Origin of the sequence: Streptomyces sp. IMTB 2501, from assembly GCF_001953885.1 — a bacterium.
Taxonomy (GTDB): Bacteria; Actinomycetota; Actinomycetes; order Streptomycetales; family Streptomycetaceae; genus Streptomyces.
This window is the reverse complement of the sequence record NZ_MQUS01000003.1, coordinates 1-24,211: the sequence shown is the minus strand read 5'-3', so window position 1 is coordinate 24,211 and position 24,211 is coordinate 1. Positions and strand designations below refer to the sequence as shown.

The 24,211-nt window shown below is 71.3% G+C and carries 21 protein-coding genes; 5 read left to right on the top strand and 16 right to left on the bottom strand.

The annotated features are described in order from the left end of the window. Nucleotides 1-55: 55 nt before the first annotated feature. The 5 genes from der to aroH form a co-directional block, all read right to left on the bottom strand. A complete protein-coding gene (gene der, locus AV521_RS06535) occupies nt 56-1,552 on the bottom strand; it encodes a ribosome biogenesis GTPase Der (protein ID WP_076084816.1) in 1,497 nt (498 codons plus the stop codon). 163 nt (nt 1,553-1,715) lie between these two features. Further along, nucleotides 1,716-2,303 (bottom strand): 1-acyl-sn-glycerol-3-phosphate acyltransferase, encoded by a 588-nt coding sequence (locus AV521_RS06530; RefSeq protein ID WP_076085781.1) that lies wholly within the window; start codon nt 2,301-2,303, stop codon nt 1,716-1,718. An 86-nt stretch (nt 2,304-2,389) separates the two neighbouring features. Further along, complete coding sequence (gene cmk, locus AV521_RS06525) at nt 2,390-3,085, bottom strand: (d)CMP kinase (protein WP_076084813.1); 696 nt, start codon at nt 3,083-3,085, stop codon at nt 2,390-2,392. Nucleotides 3,086-3,188: 103 nt separating this feature from the next. Beyond that, a complete protein-coding gene (locus AV521_RS06520) occupies nt 3,189-4,274 on the bottom strand; it encodes a prephenate dehydrogenase (protein WP_076084810.1) in 1,086 nt (361 codons plus the stop codon). Further along, nucleotides 4,271-4,633, bottom strand: coding sequence for a chorismate mutase (gene aroH / locus AV521_RS06515; protein ID WP_076084807.1), 363 nt, complete (start codon nt 4,631-4,633; stop codon nt 4,271-4,273). Before aroH ends, AV521_RS06520 begins: the two co-directional genes overlap by 4 nt. Before the next feature lie 144 nt (nt 4,634-4,777). On the opposite strand from aroH, the gene AV521_RS06510 reads away from it, so the two are divergent. Then, complete coding sequence (locus AV521_RS06510; protein ID WP_076084805.1) at nt 4,778-5,224, top strand: Rieske (2Fe-2S) protein; 447 nt, start codon at nt 4,778-4,780, stop codon at nt 5,222-5,224. Nucleotides 5,225-5,246: 22 nt separating this feature from the next. Further along, nucleotides 5,247-5,990: a DNA polymerase beta superfamily protein gene (locus tag AV521_RS06505; protein ID WP_076084802.1), complete on the top strand. Its 744-nt coding sequence runs from the start codon at nt 5,247-5,249 to the stop codon at nt 5,988-5,990. Here the strand turns inward: AV521_RS06505 and AV521_RS06500 are convergent. The 11 genes from AV521_RS06500 to AV521_RS06450 all read right to left on the bottom strand — a co-directional run bounded on the left by AV521_RS06500 (nt 5,916) and on the right by AV521_RS06450 (nt 18,591). Then, nucleotides 5,916-6,659: a DNA polymerase beta superfamily protein gene (locus tag AV521_RS06500; RefSeq protein WP_076084799.1), complete on the bottom strand. Its 744-nt coding sequence runs from the start codon at nt 6,657-6,659 to the stop codon at nt 5,916-5,918. The two genes, AV521_RS06505 and AV521_RS06500, sit on opposite strands and share 75 nt — an antisense overlap. 4 nt (nt 6,660-6,663) lie before the next feature. Further along, nucleotides 6,664-7,671, bottom strand: coding sequence for an ADP-ribosylglycohydrolase family protein (locus AV521_RS06495; RefSeq protein ID WP_076084797.1), 1,008 nt, complete (start codon nt 7,669-7,671; stop codon nt 6,664-6,666). A gap of 67 nt (nt 7,672-7,738) precedes the next feature. Next, nucleotides 7,739-8,800: a pseudouridine synthase gene (locus tag AV521_RS06490; protein WP_076084794.1), complete on the bottom strand. Its 1,062-nt coding sequence runs from the start codon at nt 8,798-8,800 to the stop codon at nt 7,739-7,741. A gap of 12 nt (nt 8,801-8,812) precedes the next feature. Beyond that, a complete protein-coding gene (scpB, locus tag AV521_RS06485) occupies nt 8,813-9,460 on the bottom strand; it encodes an SMC-Scp complex subunit ScpB (RefSeq protein WP_076084791.1) in 648 nt (215 codons plus the stop codon). Further along, nucleotides 9,457-10,614 (bottom strand): segregation/condensation protein A, encoded by a 1,158-nt coding sequence (locus AV521_RS06480; RefSeq protein WP_076084788.1) that lies wholly within the window; start codon nt 10,612-10,614, stop codon nt 9,457-9,459. Before AV521_RS06480 ends, scpB begins: the two co-directional genes overlap by 4 nt. 18 nt (nt 10,615-10,632) lie before the next feature. After that, a complete protein-coding gene (locus AV521_RS06475; protein WP_076084785.1) occupies nt 10,633-11,178 on the bottom strand; it encodes a hypothetical protein in 546 nt (181 codons plus the stop codon). Continuing rightward, entirely contained in the window at nt 11,163-12,296 is a 1,134-nt protein-coding gene (locus AV521_RS06470) for a ParA family protein (protein ID WP_076084782.1), read from the bottom strand. The genes AV521_RS06475 and AV521_RS06470 overlap by 16 nt, the downstream gene beginning before the upstream one ends. 424 nt (nt 12,297-12,720) lie before the next feature. Further along, nucleotides 12,721-13,836, bottom strand: a complete 1,116-nt coding sequence (ald, locus tag AV521_RS06465; RefSeq protein ID WP_179022933.1) for an alanine dehydrogenase — start codon at nt 13,834-13,836, stop codon at nt 12,721-12,723. A 147-nt stretch (nt 13,837-13,983) separates the two neighbouring features. Then, complete coding sequence (locus tag AV521_RS06460) at nt 13,984-16,050, bottom strand: tetratricopeptide repeat protein (RefSeq protein ID WP_076084776.1); 2,067 nt, start codon at nt 16,048-16,050, stop codon at nt 13,984-13,986. A 163-nt stretch (nt 16,051-16,213) separates the two neighbouring features. Continuing rightward, complete coding sequence (locus AV521_RS06455) at nt 16,214-16,840, bottom strand: NUDIX hydrolase (RefSeq protein ID WP_076084773.1); 627 nt, start codon at nt 16,838-16,840, stop codon at nt 16,214-16,216. Nucleotides 16,841-16,923: 83 nt separating this feature from the next. Beyond that, nucleotides 16,924-18,591 (bottom strand): CTP synthase, encoded by a 1,668-nt coding sequence (locus AV521_RS06450; protein ID WP_076084770.1) that lies wholly within the window; start codon nt 18,589-18,591, stop codon nt 16,924-16,926. A 533-nt stretch (nt 18,592-19,124) separates the two neighbouring features. On the opposite strand from AV521_RS06450, the gene AV521_RS06445 reads away from it, so the two are divergent. From AV521_RS06445 to AV521_RS06435, 3 genes are all read left to right on the top strand, one after another. Then, entirely contained in the window at nt 19,125-20,927 is a 1,803-nt protein-coding gene (locus tag AV521_RS06445; protein ID WP_076084767.1) for a glycoside hydrolase family 15 protein, read from the top strand. A 120-nt stretch (nt 20,928-21,047) separates the two neighbouring features. Next, nucleotides 21,048-22,430: an FAD-binding oxidoreductase gene (locus tag AV521_RS06440; protein WP_076084764.1), complete on the top strand. Its 1,383-nt coding sequence runs from the start codon at nt 21,048-21,050 to the stop codon at nt 22,428-22,430. Between the two features lie 44 nt (nt 22,431-22,474). Beyond that, nucleotides 22,475-24,121 (top strand): PucR family transcriptional regulator ligand-binding domain-containing protein, encoded by a 1,647-nt coding sequence (locus AV521_RS06435; protein WP_076084761.1) that lies wholly within the window; start codon nt 22,475-22,477, stop codon nt 24,119-24,121. The last annotated feature ends 90 nt before the right edge of the window (nt 24,122-24,211 follow it).

Here is a 24,211-nt window from a genome sequence, read left to right as displayed (position 1 = left end):
AAGGGCGGCTCCTGGACTCCGGTCTCCAGGTGCCGCCCTTCACGTCGTACAGCCGTTACTTCTTCTTCGCGCCGCGCTTCTCGCGCACCCGCACCGAGATGTGGATCGGGGTGCCCTCGAAGCCGAACTCCTCGCGCAGCCGGCGCTCGATGAAGCGGCGGTAGCCCGCCTCGATGAAGCCGGAGGCGAAGAGCACGAAGCGCGGGGGCTTGGTGCCTGCCTGGGTGCCGAACAGGATGCGCGGCTGCTTGCCGCCCCGGATCGGGTGCGGGTGGGCCGAGACCAGCTCGCCGAGGAAGGCGTTGAGGCGGCCGGTGGGGACGCGGGTCTCCCAGCCGGCGAGGGCGGTCTCGATGGCCGGGACCAGCTTCTCCATGTGCCGGCCGGTGTACGCCGAGACGTTCACCCGCGGGGCCCAGGTGACCTGGCCCAGCTCGGTCTCGATCTCCCGCTCCAGGTAGTAGCGGCGCTCCTCGTCGAGGGTGTCCCACTTGTTGTAGGCGATGACCATCGCACGGCCCGCGTCGACGGCCATGGTGATGATCCGCTGGTCCTGCACGGAGATGTTCTCGGAGGCGTCGATCAGGACGACCGCGACCTCGGCCTTCTCGACGGCGGCAGCCGTGCGCAGGGAGGCGTAGTAGTCGGCGCCCTGCTGGAGGTGGACGCGCTTGCGGATACCGGCGGTGTCCACGAACTTCCAGGTCTTGCCGCCCAGTTCGATCATCTCGTCGACCGGGTCGCGGGTGGTGCCCGCCAGTTCGTTGACGACGACGCGCTCCTCGCCGGCCACCTTGTTCAGCAGGGAGGACTTGCCGACGTTCGGGCGGCCGATGAGGGCGATGCGGCGCGGGCCGCCGATGCCGCTGCCGCCGAAGCTCTCGCGCGGGGCGTCCGGCAGGACGTCCAGGACGGCGTCCAGCATGTCGCCGGTGCCACGGCCGTGCAGGGCGGAGACGGGGTGCGGCTCGCCGAGGCCGAGGTTCCACAGGTAGGCCGCGTCGGCCTCGCCGCTCGGTCCGTCGACCTTGTTGGCGCACAGTACGACCGGCTTGCCGGCCTTGCGCAGCAGCCGTACGACCGCCTCGTCGGTGTCGGTCGCGCCGACCTTGGCGTCCACCACGAAGACGACGGCGTCGGAGGCCTCGATCGCGTACTCGGCCTGGGCGGCCACGGAGGCGTCGATGCCGAGGACGTCCTGCTCCCAGCCGCCGGTGTCGACGACCTTGAAGCGGCGGCCGGCCCACTCGGCCTCGTAGGTGACGCGGTCGCGGGTGACGCCGGGCTTGTCCTCGACGACCGCCTCACGGCGGCCGATCATCCGGTTCACCAGAGTCGACTTGCCGACATTGGGGCGGCCGACGACGGCGAGCACGGGCAGCGGGCCGTGGCCCGCCGCCTCGATGGCGCCCTCGACGTCCTCGATGTCGAAGCCCTCTTCCGCGGCGAGCTCCATGAACTCCGCGTACTCGGCGTCGCCGAGCGCCCCGTGGTCGTACTCGTGCGCGTGCTCATGCGCGTCCGAGCCGTCGGGCTGGATCTGGTCGTTCATGAAGTCCGTACCTCGTTGTTCATTCGTGGTGATCGGTGGAGAAGCCCTGCCTGGGCTGATCCACTACTCAAGTGTCGCTCGGGCCTGTCCGGCGGATCAGGTCGGAGGAAATCAACGGTATCCGACCAGCCCCGCGTCTCCGGAACGATCCGCTGGGCAGGCCCTAACGCCCGGTCAGGCGCCTGGCGTTTTCCAAGTGGCTGGTGAGCTGCTTCTGGATGCGCTCGGTCGCCTCGTCCAGCGCCTTGCGCGTGCGCCGCCCGCTCCCGTCCCCCGCGTCGAAGGGGTCGCCGAAGACGACGTCGACACGGGAGCGCAGCGGAGGCAGCGCCTTTATCAACCGTCCGGGTCGCTCGGCGCTTCCCATCACGGCGATGGGCACGATCGGCGCCCCGCTGCGTACGGCGAAGTAGGCGAGCCCGGCGCGCAGCGAGGCGAAGTCGCCCTCGCCGCGGGTGCCCTCCGGGAAGATGCCCAGCACGCCCCCGGCCTCCAGCACACCGAGGGCCCGGATGATCGCCGCGCGGTCGGCGGTGCTGCGGTCCACCTTCAGCTGGCCGATGCCGGTCAGGAAGGAGCCCAGCGGGCCGACGTACGCCTCCTTCTTGATCAGGAAGTGCGTCGGCCGGGGTGCAACCCCCATGACCATCGGGCCGTCGATGTTGTGGGAGTGGTTGACCGCGAAGATCACCGGGCCGGTGGCGGGCACCTTCCAGGCGCCGAGCACGCGCGGCTTCCACAGCCCGTACATCAGGCCGACGCCGATACGCCGGCCGACCTCGGCACCCCGCTCCGAGGGGGGCTTCTCCGGCTGCTGGTCAGGAGCTGACGGAAGGCTCACTTCCCGGCCCGCTTCTCCTCGACCAGGGTGACGACGCACTCGATGACCTGGGCGAGGGTGAGCTCGGTGGTGTCCACCTCGACCGCGTCGCCGGCCTTGGCGAGCGGCGAGGTCTTGCGGGAGGAGTCGGCCGCGTCCCGCTTGATCAGCGCCTCGCGGGTGGCGTGCACGTCGGCGCCCTTCAGCTCGCCGCTGCGGCGGGCCGCGCGGGCCTCCGGGGAGGCCGTGAGGAAGATCTTCAGGTCGGCGTCCGGGAGGACGGTCGTACCGATGTCACGGCCCTCGACCACGATGCCGTACTCCGCGCCGGCGGCGATCGAGCGCTGCAGCTCGGTGATCAGGGTGCGCACCTCGGGCACCGCGCTGACCGCGCTGACCTTGGAGGTGACCTCCTGGGTGCGGATCGCGCCGGCCACGTCGGTGCCGTCGACCGTGATGGTCGGGTGGGCCGGGTCGGTGCCGGAGACGATCTCCGGCTTGCCGGCGACCGCGGCGACGGCGGTCGGGTCCTCCAGGTCGATGCCGTTGGTCACCATCCACCAGGTGATCGCCCGGTACTGGGCGCCGGTGTCCAGGTAGCTCAGACCGAGCTGCGCGGCGACGGCCTTCGACGTGCTCGACTTGCCCGTGCCGGAGGGGCCGTCGATCGCGACGATCACGGGCTGGGCGGTCGGGGCGGCGCCGTTTTCCACGGAGGGACACCTTCCTGGTGCGGTGTGGGCGGGTACGGGGAGCGAGAGCGCCCCGCACAAGGTTACTGGGTGCGGGTCACTCGTCCGGACGCCTGTGGACGCGCTACTGCCGCAGCGCCCAGCCCCGCTCCCGCAGCGCCTCCTTCAGCGCCGGCGCCGCCTTCGGTTCGACCATGAGCTGGACCAGACCGGCCTGCTGCCCGGTCGCGTGCTCGATGCGCACGTCCTCGATGTTGACCCCGGCCCGTCCCGCGTCGGCGAAGATGCGGGCCAGCTGGCCGGGCTGGTCGTCGATGAGGACGACGACGGTCTCGTACCGGTGCGGCGCGCTGCCGTGCTTGCCCGGCACCCGCACCTGGCCCGCGTTCCCGCGGCGCAGCACGTCCTCGATGCCGGCGGTGCCCTCGCGCCGCTTGGCCTCGTCGGAGGACTGCAGGGCGCGCAGCGCCTCGACGGTCTCGCCCAGGTCGGAGGCGACGTCGGAGAGCAGGTCGGCGACCGGGCCGGGGTTCGCGGACAGGATGTCGATCCACATGCGCGGATCGGAGGCGGCGATCCGGGTCACGTCCCGGATGCCCTGCCCGCACAGCCGTACGGCGGCCTCCGCGGCGTGCTCCAGGCGCGCGGCGACCATGCTGGACACCAGGTGGGGCATGTGGGAGACGAGGGCGACGGCGCGGTCGTGCGCGTCGGCGTCCATGACGACCGGCACGGCGCGGCAGTGCGAGACCAGCTCCAGGGCGAGGTTCAGCACCTCGGTGTCGGTGTCCCGGGTCGGGGTGAGCACCCAGGGGCGGCCCTCGAAGAGGTCGGCGGTCGCGGCCAGCGGGCCGGACTTCTCACGGCCGGACATGGGGTGGCTGCCGAGGTACGCCGACAGGTCGAGGCCCAGCGCCTCCAGCTCGCGGCGCGGGCCGCCCTTGACGCTGGCCACGTCGACATAGCCGTGGGCCACGCCCCGGCGCATGGCGTCGGCGAGCACACCGGCCACGTGCGCGGGCGGGGCGGCCACGATCGCGAGGTCGACGGGGCCGTCGGGGGCCTCGTCGGTGCCGGCGCCCAGCGCGGCGGCCGTACGGGCCTGCTCGGGGTCGTGATCGGCGAGGTGGACGTTGACGCCGCGCTGGACGAGGGCCAGGGCGGCGGAGGTGCCGATGAGGCCGGTGCCGATGACGAGTGCGGTTCTCACTGGGCGATGTCCTTGCGCAGGGCGGCCGCGGCGCCGAGGTAGACGTGGTTGATGTCGGCTCGGGGCCGGTCCGACTCGATGTGCGCGAGGAGCCGTACGACCCGGGGCATGGCGCCCTCGATGTCCAGTTCCTGGGCGCAGATCAGCGGCACGTCGACGATGCCCAGCTTGCGCGCGGCGGCCGCCGGGAAGTCGCTGCGCAGGTCCGGGGTGGCTGTGAACCAGATGCTGATCAGGTCGTCGGTGCTCAGTCCGTTCCGCTCCAGGACCGCGATGAGCAGGGCTACGACCTGCTCGTCCATGTGCCCGGCCTCGTCCCGCTCCAGTTGGACGGCCCCCCGGACCGCTCGTACCGCCACGGCGCTGCTCCCTGCTGACATGCGGATCTGTGCTTGGTCCGTCCAGGGTAGTCAGCCCGCGCGCGACAGGTGCGGGCCGCCCGATCGCTGAGACGATGCGGAGTGTCCGATATGCATCGATTTCGAGGTTGTACGGAGGCCGGCATGACCGAGGACGTGAAGCGGCGCACGGTTCTGGCGACGGGTGCGGCGGCAGCGATCGTCGCGCCCGTCGCGGCATGCGGCGGCGGCACCAAGAGCAGCGGCAGCGCCAGCACGAGCGGCAGCACCGAGAGCGCAAGCGACATCAAGACCGCCGGCACCGGCGGGGATCTGGGCAAGACCAGTGGCATCCCCGTGGGCGGCGGCACGATCTTCAAGGATCAGAAGGTGGTCGTCACGCAGCCGAAGAAGGGCGAGTTCAAGGCCTTCTCGGCGATCTGCACCCACCTGGGCTGCACGGTGAACAACATCGCGAACGGCACGATCGACTGCCCGTGTCACGGCAGCAAGTTCCACATCGCCGACGGCTCGGTGGCGCACGGCCCCGCGACCAGGCCGCTCCCCGAGAAGTCGATCAAGGTGGAGAAGAATTCGATCCGTCTGACGTGACCGGTCCGCGTACGCTCCCGGCATGCAGCCCGAGACCCTGGTACGCGACCACACTGTTTACGCCTGTGTCATGGGTTCCCGGGCCTTCGGTCTGGCGACGGACACCAGCGACACCGACCGGCGGGGTGTGTTCCTCGCCCCCACTCCCCTGTTCTGGCGCTTCGAGAAGCCGCCGACGCATGTGGAGGGGCCGGGCGAGGAGCAGTTCTCCTGGGAGCTGGAGCGGTTCTGCGAGCTGGCGCTGCGCGGCAATCCGAACATCCTGGAGTGCCTGCACTCCCCGCTGGTGGAGCACCTGGACGACACCGGCCGGGAGCTGCTGTCGCTGCGCGAGGCCTTCCTCTCCCGCCGGGCCTACGACACCTTCACCCGCTATGCCCTCGGCCAGCACAGAAAGCTCGACGCCGGCATCCGTACGACGGGCGCCCCGCGCTGGAAGCACGCCATGCATCTGCTGCGCCTGCTGATGAGCGCTCGTGACCTGCTGCGCACCGGCGCGCTGCGGATCGACGTCGGCGACCGGCGCGAGGCGCTGCTCGCGGTGAAGCGGGGCGAGGTCCCGTGGGCCGAGGTGGAGGCGTGGATGGCCCGGCTGGGCACGGAGACGGAGCAGGCCCTGCACCGCAGCCCGCTCCCGCCCGAGCCGGACCACGCGCGCGTGGCCGACTTCCTGTTCCGGGTACGCCGGGACTCAGCGCTGCAGACGGACGCGTATCACGAAGTCGTGCAGGGCGTCGTACGCGGTGGGCGCGTCGGGCAGGGCTGAGGCGGACTGGGCCTCGTCCAGCACGGCGTGCAGGCGCTCCACGTCGGCCTCCACGCGCGCGTGCGGGATGTCGGCGATGCCGTGCTCCCGCTCCCCCTTGGCGGCTATCAGCTCGGGCAGATAGCCGGGTGCCTCGATCTGCTCCAGGAGGGTGGGCAGGTGGGCCTGGACCTCGCCGCTGCGCATGAGGTGGATGCCCGTGAGCAGCACCCTGAACGTGTAGAGCAGCGGCTTGAGTTCGCCGGTCTTCTCGAACAGCCGCCACTGGGTCACCGCGAACCCCCGGTAGTGGTGGGCGTGGTGGCCGGTGAGGACTCCAGGGGCGAGCGCGGCCAGCTCCCGGTGCGTGTCGCCGGTGTGCACGACCAGCGGTGAGAGCAGCTGCTCCAGAACGTAGCCGTTGCGGCGCAGCATCAGCCGGACGAACTTGCGCAGGTCGTGGGTGACGAGGTCCAGCTCGACGCCGTAGCGCACCCAGGCGCGCGAGCGGGTCTCCTCCGGCTCGTGCAGCCCGACGAGGTCGGCCGCCGGGAGCAGATGGACGCCCCGCAGGTCCACGTCCGAGTCCTGCGACGGGAAGCCGTACAGGTGGGCTCCGGAGACGGTCGCGAACAGCAGCGGGTCGGGCTGTTCCGCGACCACGGGCGCGAGGTCGAGGTCTTCGATCATGGTCCTAAGCGTCCCAGAGCGCCCCCAGGGCCAAAAGGTCGCCTCGGTACTCGATGCGCTCGGCCCAGTCGGCCGGCCAGGCCTGCGCGCCCAGCCAGGCGCCCGCGAACGCGCCGGTCAGGCAGGCAATGGAGTCGGAGTCGCCGGCGGTGCAGGCGGCCCGGCGCAGGGCGGTGACGGGCTCGTCGGGGAAGAGCAGGAAGCACAGCAGCCCGGTGGCGAGGGCCTCTTCGGCGATCCACCCCTCTCCGGTGGCCAGGCACGGGTCGGTCTCCGGGGAGACGGTCCGCACTGCTTCCTGGAGCCGGTCGAGGATCCCGAGGCACTCGTCCCAGCCGCGCGCGATGAAGTGCTCGGGGCTGGGGTCCTGGGACCGGGTCCACAGGTCGCCGAGCCAGGTGTGGTCGTACCGGGTGCGGTGGTCGAGGGCGTACGAGCGCAGCCGGCCCACGAGCCCGGCCGGGTCGGTGCCCCGGGCGAGCAGGTGGACGGCGTGCGCGGTGAGGTCGGAGGCGGCGAGCGCAGTGGGGTGGCCGTGGGTCAGCCCGGACTGCAACTGGGCGGCGCCGGAGCGCTGTTCGTCGCTCAGCCCGGGGGCGAGCCCGATGGGCGCGACCCGCATGTTGGCACCGCAGCCCTTGGAGCCGATCTGACTGGCGTGCTGCCAGGCCCGGCCGTCCTCCGTCAGGAGACCGCACGCGGTCAGGCAGGTGTTGCCCGGGGCGCGGTTGTTCTCCGGCGAGTGGTACCAGTCCACGAACTCCTCGCGCAGCGGCCGCTCCAGCCGCCTGGGCGCGAGGTACCCGCGCTCCATGGCCGTCCGCAGCCCGCGCCCGACGGCGAGGGTCATCTGGGTGTCGTCGGAGACGATGGCGCGCCGCGGCAGCTCCATCTCCCGCCAGGGCCCGCACTTGGCGAGGATCGACGGTACGTCGTTGAACTCGGTCGGGAAGCCGAGGGCGTCCCCGAGGGCGAGGCCGAGAAGTGCGCCGGTCGCCGGCTGCTTGGGCATATACGTCATCCCCCTTTATTGTCGTTGTGACGATAAAGGGGGACGGCGATGTGGCGCAAGCCGCGCTCTAGAGATCCACTTCCTTCATCAGCATCCCGACCTCGGTGTTGGACAGGCGCCGCAGCCATCCCGACTTCTGGTCGCCGAGCGTGATGGGGCCGAAGGCGGTGCGGACCAGCTTCTCGACCGGGAAGCCGGCCTCCGCCAGCATGCGCCGCACGATGTGCTTGCGGCCCTCGTGCAGGGTCACCTCGACCAGGTAGTTCTTGCCGGTCTGCTCCACGACCCGGAAGTGGTCCGCGCGGGCGTAGCCGTCCTCCAGCTGGATGCCGTCCTTCAGGCGCTTGCCGAGGTCGCGCGGGATCGGGCCGACGATGGCGGCGAGGTAGGTCTTCTTCACGCCGTACTTGGGGTGGGTGAGGCGATGGGCCAGCTCACCGTGGTTGGTGAGCAGGATGACGCCCTCGGTCTCGGTGTCCAGCCGGCCGACGTGGAAGAGCCGCGTCTCACGGTTGGTGACGTAGTCCCCGAGGCACTGCCGTCCCTCCGGGTCCTCCATCGTGGAGACGACACCGGCGGGTTTGTTCAGCGAGAAGAACTGGTACGACTGCGTGGCGACCGTCAGGCCGTCGACCTTGACCTCGTCCTTCTCCGGGTCGACCCGGCGGCCCTGCTCCAGCACGATCTCGCCGTTGACCTCGACCCGCGCCTGCTCGATCAGCTCCTCGCAGGCCCGCCGCGAGCCGTAGCCGGCGCGCGCGAGGACCTTCTGCAGCCGCTCGCCCTCCTGCTCGGCGCCCGGGAAGGTCTTGGGCAGCTTGATGTCCTTCTTGCCGGCGTAGCGCTCCCGGTTGCGCTCCTCGACGCGCGTCTCGAACTCACGCGAGCGCGCGGGGGCCGTACGACCGGACTGCTGGGGCTTCTTCGGGCCGCCCTTGGCGCCGCCGCGCGCGGTGCCGCCGCGCCCGGACTTGGGGCCTTCCTGGGAGGCGCCGGGACCCACGTCGTAGCGGCGCTCCTCGGGGCGGGGCTTGCGGGGCCGGCCCTGCCCCTGCCGCTCGTCCCTGCTGTTGCCGGCACCGCGGTAGTTACCGCGCCCGCCGCTCTTTCCGCTGCCGCTGCTTCGCATCAAAGTTCCGTCTTAGTCGTCTGCGTCCTCTACGCCGGGCGCGTCGGGCGCGTCCGGGTCGAACGACGGGACCCCTTCCTGGGTCTCGGCCTCGATCGCCTCCGCCTCCGGGAGGAAGGGCGCGAGCTCCGGAAGCTCGTCCAGGCCACGCAGGCCCATCCGCTCCAGGAAGTAGTTCGTCGTCCTGTACAGGATCGCACCTGTTTCGGGTTCCGTGCCCGCCTCCTCGACCAGACCGCGCTGCAGCAGGGTGCGCATCACACCGTCGCAGTTGACCCCGCGTACGGCGGAGACGCGGCTGCGGCTGACCGGCTGGCGGTAGGCGACCACCGCGAGGGTCTCCAGCGCGGCCTGGGTGAGCCGGGCGGTCTGGCCGTCCAGGACGAGCCGCTCGACGGCGGGGGCGTACTCGGCACGGGTGTAGTAGCGCCAGCCGCCCGCGACGAACCGCAGCTCGAAGCCGCGGCCCTGCACGGTGTACTCGTCGGCCAGCTCCCGCAGCGCGTCGGCGACCTGCCGTCTCGGCCGCTCCAGCAGCTTCGCGAGGTGCTCCTCGGTCGCGGGCTCGTCGACGACCATGAGCATCGCCTCCAGGGCGGGCTTGAGATCGAGGTCGGCGACGGCCGCCGGTCCGGCGGGGGCCTCGGTGGTCTCGCTCACGGCTTCTTCTCCTCCTTCGGCGGCTCGGGCGGCCGGTCGAACTCGTCGGTGACCATCGGTGCCGAGTCGGCGTCCCCGCCGGTCCAGCGCACCAGCAGTTCCCCGAGCGCGGTCTCCTGCTCCAGGGCGACGGCCTTCTCGCGGTACAGCTCCAGCAGGGCGAGGAACCGCGCCACGACGGTGAGCGTGTCGTCCGTGTCCTCGATCAGGGCCCGGAAGCTGACCTCCCCCAGCTCCTTCAGTCGGGCGACCACGATCCCGGCCTGCTCCTGCACGCTGACCAGCGGGGCGTGGATGTGGTCGACGTAGACCTGCGGCTTGGGCTTGGGCTGCATCGCCTTGACCGCGAGCCTGGCGAAGCCCTCGGGGCCGATGCTGATGACGACCTCGGGCAACAGCTCGGCGTGGTGCGGCTCCAGGCCGACCGTACGGGGCCAGCGGCGGGCCTCGTCGTCGAGGCGCCGGTTGAAGATGTCCGCGACCTGTTTGTACGCGCGGTACTGCAGCAGCCGCGCGAACAGCAGGTCCCGCGCCTCCAGCAGCGCCAGGTCGGCCTCGTCCTCGACCTCGGCGGCGGGCAGCAGCCGGGCCGCCTTCAGATCGAGCAGCGTGGCCGCCACGACCAGGAACTCGGTCGTCTGGTCCAGGTCCCAGTCGGGTCCCATGGCCCGGATGTGCGCCATGAACTCGTCGGTGACCTTCGACAGGGCCACCTCGGTGACGTCCAGCTTGTGTTTGGAGATCAGCTGGAGGAGGAGATCGAAGGGACCCTCGAAGTTCGAGAGCCGCACCTTGAAGACACCGTCACGGACTTCTTCGGGCTCGACGGGCGCGGACGCCTCGGGTACAGCGGGCGCGGGGACCTCGGGTACAGCGGGCGCGGGCGCCTCGGATACAGCGGCCTCGGGCGCCTCGGATACAGCGGGCGCGGGCGCCTCGGATACAGCGGCCTCGGACGCCTCAGGTACAGCGAGCGCGGGCGCCTCGGGTACGGCGAGCGCGGGCGCCTCGGGTACGACAGTTCCGGGCGCCTCTTCCGGCACAGCGGGTTCAGCCGGGACCACGGCCTCAGCCACAGACGTACCCGGCCCTCGACCCAGGGCACGCCTGCGACCGGCGTTCGTGCCGGGAGCGGGAACGTCAGACGAGGTCATAGCCCCCGCAGGCTACCCCTACCGCCCCCGCAGCCGTCGTACGAGGATGCTCGCGTCCCCGCGTGACTCCAGGTCGGCCAGGACCACGGCCACCGCCTCACGGACGATCCGCCCGCGGTCCACCGCCAGCCCGTGCTCGCCCCGGAGCACCAGGCGGGCGTGTTCGAGGTCCATCAGCTCCTCGGCCGACACATACACCGTGATCTTCTCGTCGTGCCGCTCGCGCCCGCTGGGCCGGCGGTTCGCCGCCCGCCCCCGCTTGCGCGGCTGCGCGGCGCCAGAACCTTCCTGCGCCGCCTGCCGGCGCGCCGGGCGGCTGCGGGACTCGCCGGCCCCGTCCTGCTCGGACTCCGCGGCGACATGCTCCGCGCCCGCTCCGTCACCGCCCTGGACGGGCACGGACTGCGGTACGTCCTCGGCGGCGGCCACGTCGTCACTCTCCCCCGCGGGAGCCGGCACCCGGGCCTCGCCGTTGGCGCGCCGGGGCGTGGACGGCTGGAGCGCAGTCCCCCCTGTCGTACGGAAGAGTTCGTCGGCCCCGGGCAGACTCACTCGGCGTGACACCGGGCGAGCACCTCCCTGGCGAGCTGGCGATAGGCGGCGGCACCGACGGAGTTGGAGGCGTACGTGGTGATCGGTTCACCGGCGACCGTGGTCTCCGGGAAGCGGACCGTGCGGCCGATGACCGTGTGGTAGACGTGGTCGTCGAACGCCTCGACCACACGGGCCAGGACCTCGCGGCTGTGGACCGTGCGCGAGTCGTACATCGTGGCGAGGATGCCGTCCAGTTCCAGCTCGGGGTTGAGCCGCTCCTGGACCTTCTCGATGGTCTCGGTCAGCAGGGCCACACCGCGCAGGGCGAAGAACTCGCACTCCAGCGGCACGATCACCTTGTGAGCGGCCGTCAGGGCGTTGACGGTGAGCAGGCCGAGCGAGGGCTGACAGTCGATCACGATGTAGTCGTAGTCGGACATCAGCGGCTTCAGGGCGCGCTGCAGCGTCGACTCGCGGGCGACCTCGGAGACCAGCTGGACCTCGGCGGCCGACAGGTCGATGTTGGAGGGCAGCAGGTCCATGTTGGGGACCGCCGTCTTCAGCAGGACCTCGTCCGCGGACATGCCCCGCTCCATGAGCAGGTTGTAGACCGTCAGGTCGAGTTCCATCGGGTTGACGCCGAGACCCACCGACAGCGCGCCCTGCGGGTCGAAGTCCACGAGCAGCACGCGCCGGCCGTACTCCGCGAGCGCGGCACCCAGGTTGATGGTCGACGTCGTCTTGCCGACGCCGCCCTTCTGGTTGCACATCGCGATGATCTTCGCGGGGCCGTGGTCGGTCAGCGGGCCCGGGATCGGGAAGTACGGCAGCGGGCGTCCGGTCGGGCCGATGCGCTCGCGGCGCTGGCGGGCCGCGTCGGGCGCGAGCGTGGCCGCGTACTCCGGATCGGGCTCGTACTCGGCGTCGGGGTCGTAGAAGTGCCCCTCGGGCAGTTCGTCGTAGTCGGCGAATTGGTTGTGGGGCGCGCCACTTCCGTCGCCGGCCATGGCGTTCACGTGATGGCCATCCATGCTCTGGTGTGCTGTCCCGGCCGCCTGCGGACCGGAACTCTGGTGGGCTGCGAAGGTGCGCACAGCTACGGAGCCGACAGCCTCGAATCCCGCGGAGCCCTGGCCCCGTGCAGGCATTCCTGGTTGACCACCCCCGGGAGAAAATGTCGACTCATTCACAAGTCGTCTTACCTCCTTGGTGACCAGGAAACTTCTAGACAAGGTCAGCGTGGCACCATGCCGACGGTTGGCGACTCTATGGCGTGTCGGCGGTCCGCAGCAACACAATCCGCCGGACCCGGCAGGATGTGTCGGCAATGAAACATCTCGCTGTCAAGGGCGTACGGCCGTCGCACAGCAGGTTTCACCGGTGTGCGAATCGGTCGAAGGGTTACGTTCGAGGCGAGTTGACCGAGAGCCGCAAAGTGACCATACACACATCCGGCCGGACCTTGTCGGGCAAGGTCCGGCCGGGCGCGCGGTGTTGACGATGTGTGTTGACGAATCGCCTTTTACCCGTTGGTGACTTAGTGACTCACCAGGTCACGGGCTCGGTCGGGCGTCAGCCGAGCAGGGTCTCCAGCTCGACGTGCTCCAGGCCGTGGGCCTCGGCGACCTCGCGGTACACGACCTTGCCCTCGTGGGTGTTCAGGCCCTTGGCGAGCGAGGCATCGCGGCGCAGCGCCTCGACCCAGCCGTTGTTGGCGAGGGAGACGATGTACGGCAGCGTCGCGTTGGTGAGGGCGTTGGTGGAGGTGTTGGGCACCGCGCCGGGCATGTTGGCGACGCAGTAGAAGACCGAGTTGTGCACCTTGAAGGTCGGCTCGGCGTGCGTCGTCGGGTGGGAGTCCTCGAAGCAGCCGCCCTGGTCGATCGCGATGTCGACAAGGACACTGCCGGGCTTCATACGGGCCACCAGCTCGTTGGTGACGAGCTTCGGGGCCTTGGCGCCCGGGATGAGGACCGCGCCGATGACGAGGTCGGCGTCGAGGACGGCCTTCTCCAGCTCGAAGGAGTTGGACATGATCGCCTTGACCTTCGTACCGAAGATCTTGTCGGCCTCGCGCAGCTTGTTGATGTCACGGTCGAGCAGGGTCACCTCGAAGCCCATGCCGACGGCGACCTGGGTGGCGTTCCAGCCGGAGACGCCGCCGCCGATGACCACGCACTTGGCCGGGGTCACGCCCGGGACGCCACCCGGCAGCACACCGCGGCCGCCGGCCGCACGCATCAGGTGGTAGGCGCCGACCTGCGGGGCGAGCCGGCCCGCGACCTCGGACATCGGGGCGAGCAGCGGCAGCGCGCGGTTCGGCAGCTCGACGGTCTCGTAGGCGATGGCCGTGGTGCCGGACTCGACGAGCGCGTCGGTGCACTCCTTGGAGGCGGCCAGGTGCAGGTAGGTGAAGAGGATCTGGTCCTTGCGGAGGCGGTGGTACTCCTCCGCGATGGGCTCCTTGACCTTCAGCAGCAGGTCGGCGGCGGCCCAGACCTCGTCGGCGGTGTCCAGGATCTGGGCACCGGCGGCCACGTACTCGTCGTCCGTGATCGAGGAGCCGACGCCGGCGGCGCGCTCGATGACGACCTGGTGGCCGTTGCGCACCAGCTCGTGCACACCGGCGGGGGTGATGGCCACCCGGAACTCGTTGTTCTTGACCTCGCGGGGGATGCCGACCTTCACGTCGATCACGGTCCTTGGCTCAGAGGGTATGGGGGGTGCATTACATGACATACCCAGGCATGCAGGGCACACCGGGAGACACCGCAGGAGAACGTGCGGCAGAGCCAGTCTAATGAAGGCGTTCCGACTGTCTAGCCTTTCATTGCATCAATCTTCGCTGGATGCACTACGGATTTCGCAGGCTTCAGCGTCCGGTTTGGGGCTTGCGTCGTCCTCCGGGGCCTCCTCGACCAGCATGCGCTCGGCCGCGCCGCGGTGCAGACAGGCGGCGGCGGAGTCGCCGAGCCGATCCAGCGTGTCTGCCAGCCGGAGCTGCAGCGCGGCCTGCAGCCGGACGTCGTCGGCGCGCCGCGCCCACTCCACCGCCTCCTGACAGGTGCGCAGCGACTCCGTGAGCCGTCCCGCGTACTCCTGCACCCGGGCCAGCTCGCTCAACGCCCGGGCATGGGCGGCGACATCGCCGCTCTTGCGGTAGCCGGCAACGGCGGCCCGCCAGTTCCTGAGGCCCTCGCCGTAGCGGCCCGCATAGGTGTGGGCGGTGGCGATCCGGCCGTACAACCGGGCGGCCTGCTCGCGCTCGCCCCGGGCCAGCCGCTCGGCCAGGGCCCGGCCGAACCAGTCGGCGGCCCGGTCGTGATCGCCCAGCTCCTGGTAGGCGCCACCTACGGATTCCATTGCGCGACCAGCCGCATACGGGTCATTTGCCCTGCGTCCGGCCGCCAGAGCCAACCGATATCGTGCCAATGCGTCTTTGGTACGGCCGGTCTGCGCGTCCACGTCACCGAGGTTCAGCAGGGCCGCGGCCTCCTCCCGGGGCAGGCCGCGCCGCCTCGCGACATCGAGGACCAGGCTGTGTACGTCGTACAGGTCGGGCGCCGCGGCATGCGTGCCCTCGTGCGCCACCATGGCCCTGACCAGCTGGGACATCAGCCGACGGGCGAGGGTGTCCAGCTCACCGACGGCGACCGCGAGGCGGGCTGACGCCAGCAGCGCGGGCCGCCGGATGCGCAGCCAGTCGGCGGCCGCCCTGGGGTTGGGGAAGCGCACCTCGCGAGGCATCGCGTTCAGCTTCTCCCGGGCCTGCGGGCTGTCCGTCTCGGTGATCGCCCGGCAGGACTGCAGCAGCCGTACGGTCCGCTCCAGCATCCGGGCCCGGGCCAGCTGCAGCTCGGCGGGCCGCTCCTGGCCGTCTGCGCAGGCACGCAGCAGCGGATGCAGACAGCCGGGGACGTCGTACTGGGGCAACGGGGAGTCGACCGCGCGCAGCAGGCCGAGGGCGACGAAGTCGTCCAGGGTGGCGCGGGCGAAGCTCACCGAGCAGCCGGCGAGGGACGAGGCGGTGTGCGGGTCGATCAGGCCGGCCGGGGCGAGGGAGAGCAGCCGCAGGACACGGGCGGCCGGACCGGCCAGCTCATCGTGGACATGCCGGAAGACTCGGGCCTGCGGGGTCGTGTCCGTGCCGTCATCGGTGCCGGTGCGCAGCCGCTTGGCGAGGTCGGAGACGGCAGCCTTGGGACGGGCGGCGAGCCAGCCGCCGGCCAGCACGAGCGCGGCAGGGTGGCCCTGGCAGGCCTCGACCAGGCTCTCGGCGGAACGCGGGTCGACCGTGATGCGGACCGAGCCGGTGTAGCGGGTGAGCAGTTCCACCGCGGACTTGGTGTCCAGGCCCCCCAGGGTGCAGGGGCGGACGTCCGCGATGCCGGTGAGCGGGCCCGAGGAAACGGCGACCACCAGGCAGTCCGGGGCCTGCGGGAGCAGCGCGTCGACCTGCTCGGCGCCGGCCGCGTCGTCCAGCAGCAGCAGTGTGCGCCGGTCGGCGAGGGCGGTGCGCAGGGCCTCGGCCAGCTCGTCCTCGGCGGCGCCGGCCGGAGCCGGCAACTCCAGCGCGGTCAGCAGCTCACGGGCGACACGCCCGACCGGGACGGGGGTGCCGTCGGGCTCGCTGAGCCGGGCCCGCAGCACCCCGTCGGGGTAGCGGCCCCCGACCTGGCGTACGAGTTCCTCGGCGAGGGCGGTGCGGCCGGAGCCGGGGCGGCCCGCGATCAGGAGCACGCGCGCGCGTGGCGCCTTGCGGCCGGAGAGGGTGTCCAGGCCCGCGCGCTCGATGTCGGCGCGCAGCTCCTTCAACTCCCTTGTACGGCCCAGGAAATGGTCTTCCGCGCCCTCGTACGCCGAGCGCCGCACGCCGCCTGTGTCCACCACCTGATCCGTCACGGGCCACGCTCCCGTCCCACCGCACACGCAAGCCCGCCGGATCTTCCGCAACGGGCGTACACGAGCCTAGTTCACGCTCTGCGACGTGCTGTGAGGAGCGCGGCGGACAGATCCCCTGATCGGATCAGGCGATCGTCACACCAGTAACCCGAACGGGTGCGGCTCAAGCCTCGAAGGGCCGGGCCGGCCAGGGGGCGCCGGCCGGGCGGAGCGCGTCGAGGCCGTCGCCGCTCCGGGCGGCCACCAGGGAGAGCACGCCGACGACCAGGCAGTTGTTGTGCACGTCGCCGGCCAGGACGCGGCGCACCAACTCCTCGACCGGCACGCGCGCATGCTGCATGTCGGTCTCCTCGTGCTCCGCCTCGAAGCGCTCCCCCTCGGCCTCGGACAGGCCACGGGCGAGGAAGATCCGTACGGCCTCGTCGCAGCCGCCGGGCGTGGTGTAGACGTCGGTCAGCACCCGCCAGTCCTCGGCCTTGACGTGCGCCTCCTCGTACAGCTCGCGCTGGGCGGCGTGCAGCGGGTTCTCACCGGGGATGTCGAGCAGACCGGCCGGGATCTCCCACAGCTTGTGCCGCACCGGGTGGCGGTACTGCTCGATGAGCAGCACCCGGCCCTCCTCGTCCAGGGCGAGGACGGCGACCGAGCCGGGGTGGACCTGGTAGTCGCGGCGGGCCACCGAGCCGTCGGGCATGACCACCTCGTCCGTGCGGACGGAGGTCTTGTTGCCCACGAAGGGGGTCTCCGTCGCCCGGATCTCCCACGCCTCGGGGGTGTCCTTGATCGTCATGCCCTGTCCCTCCACACATGCGCCGGCGGCCGGGGCGCGATCCCTCTGCATTCGCGCGCCCCGGCCACCGTACAACCCTTGTGTTACTTCGCGATCTTCCGCTCGACGGCGGCCTTCACCAGGCCGGCGAAGAGCGGGTGCGGACGCGTCGGCCGCGAGCGCAGCTCGGGGTGCGCCTGGGTGGCGACCAGGTAGGGGTGCGCCTCGCGCGGGTACTCGACGTACTCCACGAGCTTGCCGTCGGGCGACGTGCCGGAGAACAGGATGCCCGCCTTCTTCTCCAGCTCCGCACGGTAGGCGTTGTTCACCTCGTAGCGGTGGCGGTGGCGCTCCTCGACGTACTCCTTGCCGTCGTACACCTCACGCACGATCGAGCCCTCGGCCAGCTTCGCCGGGTACATGCCGAGGCGCATGGTGCCGCCCATGTCGCCCTCGCCGGCGACGATGTCCATCTGCTCGGCCATGGTGGAGATCACCGGGTGGCCGGTGGCCGGGTCGAACTCGGTGGAGTTGGCGTCCGGGATGTCGGCCAGGTTCCGCGCGGCCTCGATCACGATGCACTGCAGACCCAGACAGAGGCCGAGCAGCGGGATCTTGTTCTCGCGGGCGAAGCGGATGGCGCCGACCTTGCCGAGCACACCGCGGTCGCCGAAGCCGCCCGGGATGCAGATGCCGTCGACGTCGCCGAGTGCCGCCTTGGCGCCGGCCGGGGTCTTGCAGTCGTCCGAGGTGACCCACTTGATCTTCACGCGGGCGCGGTTGGCGAAGCCGCCGGCGCGCAGCGCCTCGGTGACCGACAGATAGGCGTCGGGCAGGTCGATGTACTTGCCGACCAGCGCGAGGGTGATCTCGTGGTCGGGGTTGTGGACGCGGTCAAGCAGGTCGTCCCAGGTCGTCCAGTCGACGTCCCGGAACGGCAGGTCGAGCTTGCGCACGACATAGGCGTCCAGGCCCTCGGTGTGCACGACCTTCGGGATGTCGTAGATCGAGCGGGCGTCGGGGCAGGCGACCACGGCCGCCTCGTCGACGTCGCACATCAGCGAGATCTTCCGCTTGATGGCGGTCGGCACCTCGCGGTCGCAGCGCAGCACGATGGCGTCGGGCTGGATACCGATGTTGCGCAGCGCGGCGACGGAGTGCTGGGTCGGCTTGGTCTTCAGCTCGCCGGACGGGCCGATGTACGGCAGCAGCGAGATGTGGACGACGAAGACGTTGTCCCGGCCGACCTCGTGGCGGACCTGGCGGACCGTCTCCAGGAAGGGCAGCGACTCGATGTCGCCGACCGTGCCGCCGACCTCGGTGATGACGACGTCCACCTCGTCGGTGGCCATACGGCGGATGCGGTGCTTGATCTCGTTGGTGATGTGCGGGATGACCTGCACCGTGTCACCGAGGTACTCGCCGCGCCGCTCCTTGGCGATCACGGTCGAGTAGACCTGGCCTGTAGTGACGTTGGCGCTGCCGTCCAGGTCGCGGTCGAGGAAGCGCTCGTAGTGTCCGATGTCCAGGTCGGTCTCGGCACCGTCGTTGGTGACGAAGACCTCACCGTGCTGGAAGGGGTTCATCGTGCCCGGATCGACGTTGAGGTACGGATCCAGCTTCTGCATCACGACGCGCAGGCCGCGGGCCTTGAGCAGCATGCCCAGGCTGGAGGCGGTCAGGCCCTTGCCGAGCGAGGAGGCAACGCCCCCGGTGACGAAGATGTGCTTGGTCGTCGTGGCTGTGCTCGATCGAAAAGCAGCGGGCGGCATGGCCAAGAGGGGGCTCCCGTGGTCGCGGTCTGTCGTGCGGTACGGCTGCCTTTCCGGAGATCTCCGGGGGTGCCGTCGCTGCGGTTCGGGGGTTTCGGGCCCACCGGTCCACGGGCTACCAGGGTATCAGCGCCTGGACGAGATGGCTTCCGGCCACGCTCCGCACGCGTCCGGGCACGGAATGCCCCGTCACTCCTGTCAGCACAGGCACGCCCAGGTCACACGGTTATTACCCGCTGCTCACCCGTTCGGCCCACACGGGTTGCCCGGAGCGGCACGCAGATCATCTACGTGCGTCGTATCCTGCTCGGACACTCGCTGCCGTGCCCGGCCGGACCGAGGGCACACCCCCGCCTGCACCAACCGGAAACAACGAGAGCGCGGCAGTTCGTTGAGCAAAGACTGTCGTGTTGCCTCAGGGCTCGGCGGGCTGCTTTGCTTCACCGCTCAACGACGCATAACAACGACCCCTTGACCGCACTAGCGACCGCCCCCTGTGCGGGGGTGACGTGGCCGTTCGACTGGAGTTGCACGTGGCCGGGCGCATCGAAGACTACGCACTCATCGGAGACATGCAGACCGCCGCACTGGTCTGCCGGGACGGCACAGTGGACTGGCTGTGCCTGCCCCGCTTCGACTCACATGCCATCTTCGCCGGCCTGCTGGGCACCGAGGAACACGGTTTCTGGCGGCTCGGACCGGCGCACGCGGCCGACGCCCAGCCGCCGTCGGCGGACCGGCGCAGCTACCGGGGCGACTCGCTGATCCTGGAGTCGGAGTGGGACACCCCGCGCGGCACGGTCCGGGTGACCGACTTCATGCCCCCGCGTGAGGGCGCGCCGCAGCTGATCCGGATCGTGGAGGGCGTCACCGGGCGGGTGCCGATGCGCTCGGCCCTGCGGATGCGGTTCTCCTACGGCCGGGTCGTGCCCTGGGTGCACAAGCACGAGGGGCGGACCGTCGCCGTCGCCGGTCCCGACTCGGTGTGGTTCGACACCGGGGCGGAGACCTACGGAAAGTCACTGACGACGTACGCCGACTTCACGGTCGCCCCGGGTGACCGGATCGCGTTCACGATCTCGTGGCAGCCCTCGCACAAGGAGCCGCCGCCGCTGCCGGAGCCGGAGGCCTCGCTGGAGGCGACGGAGGACTTCTGGCGCGAGTGGGTCGAGCACTGCACGTACCACGGGCCGTACCGCGAGGCGGTGGTCCGCTCGCTGATCACCCTGAAGGCGCTGACGTACGCCCCCACGGGCGGCATCGTCGCCGCCCCGACGACCTCCCTGCCGGAGGACATCGGCGGCGTGCGCAACTGGGACTACCGCTACACCTGGTTGCGGGACGCGGCGATCACCCTGTCCTCGCTGCTGCGCACCGGCTACCGCGAGGAGGCCCGCGCCTGGCGCGAGTGGCTGCTGCGCGCGGTCGCCGGCGACCCGGAGAACCTGCAGATCATGTACGGCATCGCCGGGGAGCGCGAGCTGGGCGAGGCCGAGCTGGACTGGCTGCCGGGCTACGAGGCCTCGGCACCGGTCCGTGTCGGCAACGGCGCCGCCCACCAGCTCCAGCTGGACGTGTACGGCGAGGTCACCGAGGCCCTGCACCTGGCCCATATGACGGGCCTGGCCCGCAACGACTACGCCTCCCTGCTCCAGCTCAAGCTGATCCGCTACCTGGAGGACCACTGGCAGGAGCCGGACGAGGGCATCTGGGAGGTGCGCGGCCCGCGCCGGCACTTCGTCCACTCCAAGGTGATGGCCTGGGTCGCGGTGGACCGCACCATCAAGCTGATCGAGTCCGGGGACGCGGACGGCCCGCTGGAGCGCTGGAAGGAACTGCGCGACGACATCCACCGGGACGTCTGCGAGAAGGGCTACGACAAGGAGCGCAACACCTTCACACAGTCCTACGGCTCCCAGGAGCTGGACGCCTCGCTGCTGCTGATCCCGCAGATGGGCTTCCTGCCGCCGGACGACAAGCGGGTGATCGGCACGATCGAGGCGATCCAGCGCGAGCTGTCCACCCCGGACGGGTTCATCCTGCGCTACCCGACGGAGGGCGCCCACGAGGGCGTCGACGGCCTGCCCGGTGACGAGGGCGCCTTCCTCGCCTGCTCGTTCTGGATGGCGGACGACCTGGCGATGATCGGCCGGGTGGACGAGGCCCGCAAGCTGTTCGAGAAGCTCCTCGCCCTGCGCAACGACCTCGGTCTGCTCGCCGAGGAGTGGGACCCGCGCCTGCAGCGCCAGGTCGGCAACTTCCCGCAGGCGTTCAGCCACGTGCCGCTGATCGACACGGCGCTGCGGCTGACCGCCTCCGGCGCTTACGGCGGCTAGCAGGGTGTCGGTCGTCCGCGGGTCCGTTGTGGCTGGTCGCGCAGTTCCCCGCGCCCCTTTGGGGCGCTCCGGCCTAGGCTGGTAGCGCACAAAACCCCCTTCACCGGAAAGGGGGCGGCGATGGCTTTCCCCTCCAAGGCGCGCACGGCCCTCGCCGGGTTGCGCGAAGACCTGGCAGGCGAGGTGTTCGCCCCGCAGGACCGCGGCTACGACGAGGCTCGGGCCGTCTTCAACGCGATGATCGACCGGCGCCCGGCCGTGATCGCCCAGTGCGCGCACGCGACCGATGTCGTCCGGGCCGTGCGCTTCGCGCGCGACCTGGACCTGCCGATCGCGGTGCGCGGCGGCGGGCACAGTGTGGCCGGGTCGGCGCTCGGCGACGGCGCGCTCGTGGTGGACCTGCGCCGGATGCACGAGGTGACCGTCGATCCGGCGGCCGAGGCGGTCCGGATCGAGGGCGGCGCCACCATGAGCCAACTGGACCGGGCCACCCAGCCGTACGGCCTCGCGACCACCGGTGGCCGTGCCTCCACCACCGGGATCGGCGGCTTCGTCCTCGGCGGCGGCACCGGCTGGCTGGACCGCGCGTTCGGCCTCGCCGTGGACAACCTCCTCGGTGTGGAACTGGTGACCGCCGACGCCGAGCGGGTGCACGCCAACGCCGACGAGAACCCCGAGCTGTTCTGGGCGCTGCACGGCGGAGGCGGCAACTTCGGCATCGCCACCGCGCTCACCCTGGAGCTGCACGAACTGCCGGTCTTCTCCGTCGCACTGCTGATGTACCGGCCGCAGCTCGGCCCCGAGGCGATCCGCGCCTTCCGCGAGGTCGTCCTCGGCGGACCCGACGAGGCCGGGGGCGCCGTGCTGTACGTGACGGGGCCGCCGGAGGCGTTCGTACCGCCGGAGCTGGTCGGCACGCTGCTGTGCGGGCTGCTGCTCACCTACGCGGGCGACGAGGAGGGTATGCGCAAGCTCGCCGAACCGCTGCTGGCCGTGCCGCACGAGGTGGAGGTGGCCGGCGCGATGCCGTACGCCGATGTGCAGTGCATGCTCGACTTTCCCTCCGGACTGCGGAACTACTGGTCGGCGGAGTATCTGACCGGACTGCCCAACGAGCTGGTGGACGTCTTCTGCGCCCGCGCGGACAGCATGCCGGTGCCGACCGGCAGCCAGCAGATCCTGTTCCCGCAGGGCGGGGCGATCGCCGCCGGTCCGCACGAGTACCCGGTGCCGTACCGGGACGCGCCCTGGGCCGCGCACCCGTTCGGCATCTGGGCGGACCAGGCCGAGGACGAGCGGGCGATCGCGTGGGTGCGGGGCGTGCGCGCCGACGTACGGCCGTGGAGCACCGGGGACGTGTACCTGAACTTCATCGGGGACGAAGGCCCGGAGCGGGTGCGGGCCGGGCTGGGCGAGGGCAACACGCTGCGCTTGGAGAAGGTGAAACGGCGCTACGACCCGGACAACGTCTTCCGCTTCAACCACAACATCAAGCCCATCTGACAGGGAGCTGTCCCGAGGGCGTTTACGCAGGTAGCGTCCGCTGCATGGACAGCCGTACGGACCACCGATTCGACACCCAGGGCGCCGGGATCACCGTGCAGCGGGCACTGGAACTGCCCGGGCTGCGCAGCGGGCTGCCGGAGATCGTGGCGGGGGCCGACCGGCTGGGACGCGCGGTGCGCTGGGTGCACGCGGGCGAGGTGCCGAACATCGCCTCGCTGCTCAAGGGCGGCGAACTGCTGCTCACCACCGGATACGGCCTCGGCACCCGCCCGGCCGAGCAACGGGCGTTCGTGCGCACCCTCGCCGAGCGCGGAATCGCCGCCCTGGTGGTGGAGTTGGGTCCGCGTTTCGCCCGGCTGCCCGCCGCCCTGGTGGACACCGCCCGCGCGGCCGGGCTGCCGCTGGTCCAGCTGCACCGCGAGGTGCCGTTCGTGACGGTGACCGAGGAGATCCACACCGAGATCGTCAACGGCCACTACGCCCTGCTGCAGCGGGCCGAGGAGGTGCACCGGCGCTGCACCGAGGCGCTGCTGGGCGGCGGCGGGGTGCCGCAGGTGCTGGGCATCCTGGCGGACTTCAGCGGCAACCCGGTGTTCCTGGAGACGGCCGACGGCCGCCTGCTGTACGCCGCCGGGGAGGGGCCCGAGGGCGCGGATCCGCTGCAGGTGTGGGAGGGGCTGCGCGGTTCGCACAAGGACGCGCCGCCGCCCGCCGGTTCGGTGCTGGTGGACGTGCCCGGGGGCGGCCCGGGTACGGCGGGCTCGGTGCGCGCCCGGCTTGTCCTGCTGCCGGTCCGCTCACCGCTGGCCCCCGTGCACCGGATCGCCGCCGAGCGGGCCGCGGGCATCCTCGCCGTGGTGCTGATGCAGGCCCGCCAGGAGGAGGAGCTGGCCGCCCGCGGGCGCGGTGACTTCCTCACCGATCTCGCCGAGGGCCGGATCACCGCGGAGGACGCCCCGGCTCAGGCCCGGGTCCTCGGCTTCAAGCCCGGCGACAGCCCGCTGCTGCCGGTGGTGATGCGGATCGGTGACTCCCTGTCCCCCGGCGGGGGTTGGGCGGTGCTGGCACGCGCGGTCTCCGAGGAGCTGGCCGCGGTGGGGGTGCCGGTGCTGCTGGGTGTGCGGCCGGTGGAGGGCCGGGTGCTGGTGCTGCTGGGGCTGCGCTCGGAGTCGGAGCGCTCGGCGGTCGCGGACCGGGTGGCGGCGGCGCTCAGGGCGGGCGTGGAGCGGGCCGGGATGCGCCGGCCGGGCTCGCCGCCGCCGGTCGTGGTCGTCGGGGTGGCGGGCGGCTGGGCGGCCGCGTCGGCCGGGCTGCGTCACGCGGCGGAGACGGCGACGGCGGCACAGGGCCTGACCGACCGACCCTGGTACGACGCCCGCCGCCTCGACATCGACCTGCTGCTGTGGCGGCTGCGCGACCACCCGGACCTCGCCGCGTTCGTGGACCGCGCGATCGGCCCGCTGCGCGATCACGACCACCGCTCCAAGCCGCCGCTGCTGCCGACCCTGGAGACCTATCTGGCGCACGCCGGCCGCAAGGCGGAGACGGCCCGCGAGCTGCATCTGAACCGGCAGACCCTCTACAACCGGCTCGCCCGTATCGGGGAGTTGCTGGGCACCGACCTCGACGACCCGCAGACGGTCCTGGCGCTGAGCCTGGCGCTGCGGGCCCGCCGGCACGTGCCCTAGAGCCCTTCGGTCAGAGGCGTTCCGGGCTGTGGACGCCCAGGAGGGACATGCCCTGGTGCAGGGTGCGGGCCGTGATGTCGCACAGGAAGA